This is a genomic window from Sporacetigenium sp. TC11 (genome assembly GCF_058146105.1).
In genome coordinates this window covers 1-3,922 of record NZ_JBYVNY010000022.1, presented here as the reverse complement: position 1 = coordinate 3,922, position 3,922 = coordinate 1, and the positions used below count along the sequence as shown (strand labels likewise).

General features: G+C 34.2%; 5 protein-coding genes and 15 tRNA genes. 19 read left to right on the top strand and 1 reads right to left on the bottom strand.

The genetic code is table 11. The features are described from left to right. The first annotated feature begins 39 nt into the window (after window positions 1–39). The 18 genes from ACUSRV_RS16905 to ACUSRV_RS16820 all read left to right on the top strand — a co-directional run bounded on the left by ACUSRV_RS16905 (window position 40) and on the right by ACUSRV_RS16820 (window position 2,603). Window positions 40–124 (top strand) — tRNA-Tyr (locus ACUSRV_RS16905). Window positions 125–133: 9 nt separating this feature from the next. Continuing rightward, window positions 134–217 (top strand) — tRNA-Leu (locus ACUSRV_RS16900). 15 nt (window positions 218–232) lie between these two features. Beyond that, window positions 233–307 (top strand) — tRNA-Gly (locus tag ACUSRV_RS16895). 15 nt (window positions 308–322) lie between these two features. Continuing rightward, window positions 323–399 (top strand) — tRNA-Arg (locus tag ACUSRV_RS16890). 3 nt (window positions 400–402) lie between these two features. Then, window positions 403–478, top strand: a tRNA-Gln gene (locus tag ACUSRV_RS16885). Between the two features lie 9 nt (window positions 479–487). Continuing rightward, window positions 488–563, top strand: a tRNA-Lys gene (locus ACUSRV_RS16880). 4 nt (window positions 564–567) lie between these two features. Continuing rightward, window positions 568–656: transfer RNA gene (locus ACUSRV_RS16875), tRNA-Ser, on the top strand. Window positions 657–660: 4 nt separating this feature from the next. Next, window positions 661–736, top strand: a tRNA-Phe gene (locus tag ACUSRV_RS16870). A gap of 7 nt (window positions 737–743) precedes the next feature. Further along, window positions 744–820 (top strand) — tRNA-Met (locus tag ACUSRV_RS16865). Between the two features lie 8 nt (window positions 821–828). Continuing rightward, window positions 829–905, top strand: a tRNA-Ile gene (locus ACUSRV_RS16860). A gap of 23 nt (window positions 906–928) precedes the next feature. Beyond that, window positions 929–1,005, top strand: a tRNA-Pro gene (locus tag ACUSRV_RS16855). Between the two features lie 5 nt (window positions 1,006–1,010). Then, window positions 1,011–1,087 (top strand) — tRNA-His (locus ACUSRV_RS16850). 8 nt (window positions 1,088–1,095) lie between these two features. Continuing rightward, a tRNA-Cys gene (locus tag ACUSRV_RS16845) sits at window positions 1,096–1,169 on the top strand. A gap of 11 nt (window positions 1,170–1,180) precedes the next feature. Beyond that, window positions 1,181–1,257, top strand: a tRNA-Arg gene (locus tag ACUSRV_RS16840). A gap of 11 nt (window positions 1,258–1,268) precedes the next feature. Next, window positions 1,269–1,344 (top strand) — tRNA-Val (locus ACUSRV_RS16835). Window positions 1,345–1,501: 157 nt separating this feature from the next. Then, entirely contained in the window at window positions 1,502–1,750 is a 249-nt protein-coding gene (locus ACUSRV_RS16830; RefSeq protein WP_490143127.1) for a DUF2508 family protein, read from the top strand. A 58-nt stretch (window positions 1,751–1,808) separates the two neighbouring features. Continuing rightward, window positions 1,809–2,090, top strand: coding sequence for a pro-sigmaK processing inhibitor BofA family protein (locus tag ACUSRV_RS16825; RefSeq protein WP_490143126.1), 282 nt, complete (start codon window positions 1,809–1,811; stop codon window positions 2,088–2,090). Between the two features lie 96 nt (window positions 2,091–2,186). Beyond that, a complete protein-coding gene (locus ACUSRV_RS16820) occupies window positions 2,187–2,603 on the top strand; it encodes a hypothetical protein (protein ID WP_490143125.1) in 417 nt (138 codons plus the stop codon). Window positions 2,604–2,967: 364 nt separating this feature from the next. Here the strand turns inward: ACUSRV_RS16820 and ACUSRV_RS16815 are convergent, their stop codons facing one another. Continuing rightward, entirely contained in the window at window positions 2,968–3,168 is a 201-nt protein-coding gene (locus ACUSRV_RS16815; protein WP_490143124.1) for a hypothetical protein, read from the bottom strand. Between the two features lie 155 nt (window positions 3,169–3,323). Here ACUSRV_RS16815 and ACUSRV_RS16810 point away from each other — a divergent pair, with 155 nt between their 5' ends. Further along, window positions 3,324–3,611, top strand: a complete 288-nt coding sequence (locus tag ACUSRV_RS16810) for a hypothetical protein (RefSeq protein WP_490143123.1) — start codon at window positions 3,324–3,326, stop codon at window positions 3,609–3,611. Window positions 3,612–3,922: the final 311 nt, after the last annotated feature.

Below are 3,922 nucleotides of genomic sequence, written 5' to 3'. Positions count from 1 at the left end.
CAGGTTGTAGGTTCGATTCCTATCACTAGCTCCAAACACGGAGGATTTCCCGAGCGGCCAAAGGGGGCAGACTGTAAATCTGTTATCTACGATTTCGGTGGTTCGAATCCACCATCCTCCACCAAATTTATATGCGGGTGTGGCGGAATTGGCAGACGCACCAGACTTAGGATCTGGCGCCTTGTGCGTGGGGGTTCAAGTCCCTCCACCCGCACCATATAAAATATAATAAGCGGGAGTAGTTCAGTGGTAGAGCGCAACCTTGCCAAGGTTGAAGTCGCGAGTTCGAATCTCGTCTCCCGCTCCAAAGGAATATCAATGTGGGTGCATAGCTCAGCTGGATAGAGCAACGCCCTTCTAAGGCGTGTGTCCGGGGTTCGAATCCCTGTGCGCTCACCACATTGGGGATTCGCCAAGTCGGTAAGGCACATGACTTTGACTCATGTATGCGTAGGTTCGAGTCCTGCATCCCCAGCCAACAAATTAAGACCCATTAGCTCAGTCGGTAGAGCACCTGACTTTTAATCAGGGTGTCCCGCGTTCGAGTCGCGGATGGGTCACCAATATGGAGAGGTGTCCGAGCGGTTTAAGGAGCTGGTCTTGAAAACCAGTGACTCCGAAAGGGGCCGTGGGTTCGAATCCCACCCTCTCCGCCAGTATGCCCAGATAGCTCAGTCGGTAGAGCAGGGGACTGAAAATCCCCGTGTCGGTGGTTCGATTCCGCCTCTGGGCACCAATAAAGTGGCGGCATAGCTTAGTTGGCTAGAGCGTTCGGTTCATACCCGAAAGGTCACAGGTTCGACTCCTGTTGCCGCTACCATTTAATGTGGGCCTTTAGCTCAGTTGGTTAGAGCGCCCGGCTCATAACCGGTAGGTCTGGGGTTCGAGTCCCTGAAGGCCCACCACATTAAATTTAACTTAATAATGTCGAGGTGTAGCGCAGTTTGGTAGCGTACGTGGTTTGGGACCATGGGGCCGGGGGTTCGAGTCCCTCCACCTCGACCAATATGGTGGGTATAGCTCAGTTGGTTAGAGCGCCAGATTGTGGCTCTGGAGGCCGTGAGTTCGAATCTCATTATCCACCCCAAATAATAAGGCGGCATAGCCAAGTGGTAAGGCAGTGGACTGCAACTCCTTGATCCTCAGTTCAAATCTGGGTGCCGCCTCCATTTTTTTATTTGCGCTTATAGCTCAACTGGATAGAGTGTCTGACTACGAATCAGAAGGTTGGGGGTTCGAGTCCCTCTGGGCGCACCACAAAACAATAAGGGATTATAGCTCAGCTGGGAGAGCACCTGCCTTACAAGCAGGGGGTCACAGGTTCGAGCCCTGTTAATCCCACCAGTAGACCTTAACTAATATACTAGTTAAGGTCTTTTTATTGTTCATAATTATTATAAATAATCTTATATTATAGAAGAATAGTTTAATGTATATATAGCAATATATTAGGATAGAATCTAGGTGTGAGTACTTATAATCATTATAAGGAGGATTGTATATGCCCAGATTTTTAAAAAGAAATACCAGAGAAAAACAAGATATGGCAGTAGAAATAAAAAGAGCCTATTCAGATGTGAAGAGTGCAGAAATATTTTTTCAAAATGTTATTGAACCAGAATTAATAGATGTAGCTATATTCGAGTTAGAGGCTCGTAAATCAAGATATTCGTACTTATTAAAGCAAGCTAAGCAAAATGGAGTATCTTATAACTGCTATGAAGACCTTATAAAAGTTATTGCAAAATAGAAATTATATAATTAATTTAATTATTGATTCATAGTATTATGTAAGGAGGGATAATATTATGAATGCTGTCATGCAAGTTAAATTAATTATATTATACAGTGGTGTTTTACTATCTATATATATAATAGCACTTTTATTAGTTGGACCACTTAATTTTATTGGTAAAGTAATAATGCGAGGCTTATTTGGAGGAACAGCTATATTTGCATTTAATTATATGCTGGAATTATTAAATTTAGATTTTTGTATAGGAGTAAATGCAGTAACATCTTTAATAACAGGATACTTAGGTATATTTGGTATAGCTGTTGTATCTTGTATAAAATATATATTTACTTAGGTCAATCTAAATAAATATATATTTTATACTTTTATTTTATATAATTATTATTTATAATATCTTACATATTAAATATTACACCAGGAGATGATGTACATGTATATTGTATTTGGAGATACTATCCTAGATAGTCAAGAAATAAGAGAGTCTATAGAAATAAATAGTGACTTTAAAGTTTTAAGAGATATGAGTAAAAGTACAAAGAGAGAAGATATAGCTGCATTTAATATAAGTTTAGATATAAATGTACTAAAAGAGATTATAGAAGAAGAAGAATATGATATAGACAGTGAAGATGAAGAGGATATAATAAATGAATATATGCAATTAGCTGATGAGATAGCAATTGATTTAGAGGAATATATGCCTGAGGAATCACTGATAAGAGTAAGAGCCTATAAGTACGATCAATCAGATGAAGATATAAAAATGGTAATAGCTATTTGTCATGAAGAATTAGGAGAATTAAAATTAAATGATATTATTAAAAGACTTCTAAAACACGCTGAATAATCAAATAAGCTTATTCAACTAAAACATAAGAATTTTTTAAAAGCATTATATAATTTAATTTTAAAATAAAGTTAAACATGTAGAAAATAGCAACTAAATTGTAAATTTTAAAAAGTATTCTGCAAAAAAATAGATTTTAAAGAAGGAAAAAATATGCATTTCATAGAACTATAATAATAAATTAATATAAGTTATAGGAAGTGATTATTGTGAAAAGAACATCATCGAAAGTGATATATTTTCAGAGTTATAAAAGGAAAAAGCATATTCAAGAAGTAGATAGGAAAGAATTATTGGAACTTATAAAAAAAGTAGTAACAACAAAGTAAAAAGGAGCAGAATGCTCCTTTTTTAATGAAAATTTTTATGACATTCTTAGATTATTTATATAATCCTTAAATTGGTTGAATTCACTTTCATCATCTAATTCTACTTTCAAAGATTTATTTCTTTCATTATAAAAATTTTTTAGGTAAATAGTATATTTTTGATCTTCTGTAGTATTATGGTATATACATCTATATCCATCCTCATACAAATCTTTTAAATCATTAAATTTACTCATATTAAACACCGCCTTTAAATATTTTATTAATATTTTTGCAAAAAACCTTATTATATATACATCTCAAAGTTTTTAATATAAACCACATTTTAAACCTTATAAATGGTTATACTTTTAATAAAAGTTAATAAAAAACTATTGGAGGTTAAAATTATATGGATAATATAAGAGATGAAAGAAAAAGAACAGATGAGGGATATTATGATTTAACTTTAGAAATGTCTGAAGCAGATTTCTTTAAAATATATGAAGATGTAGATTATAAATCTGCTGAAGATATAGTAAGAAACTATCTAGTAAATAATACAGACGATGCTAGATTTAGAAATTTAAAAATAAATTATAATAAAAATGCACATAGAGTAACAGTTACTGGTGAATTAATATATGACCATAATATGCATACAGATTATCAATTTGAAGACAGAGGAAAACTAATGTAGTTATTTCTTAAAGGCCTTTTTCATATAAAAAGGCCTTTTTATAATTATTTCAAAAAAGTTGTTGACGTATATAAAAATACATGGTATATTATTACTTGTCCTCGAGAAAAGGATAAAGAAGTTAAAAAATAAGTTGACAAAACAATCTACAAATGATAATATAATACTTGTCCTCGAAAAGGGGCAAGATAATTGAACTTTGAAAATTAAACAGTAGGATAATTAAACACCATTTATTTATAAAGTAATGCCAAGTTTATCATGAGAGTTTGATCCTGGCTCAGGATGAACGCTGGCGGCGTGCCTAACAC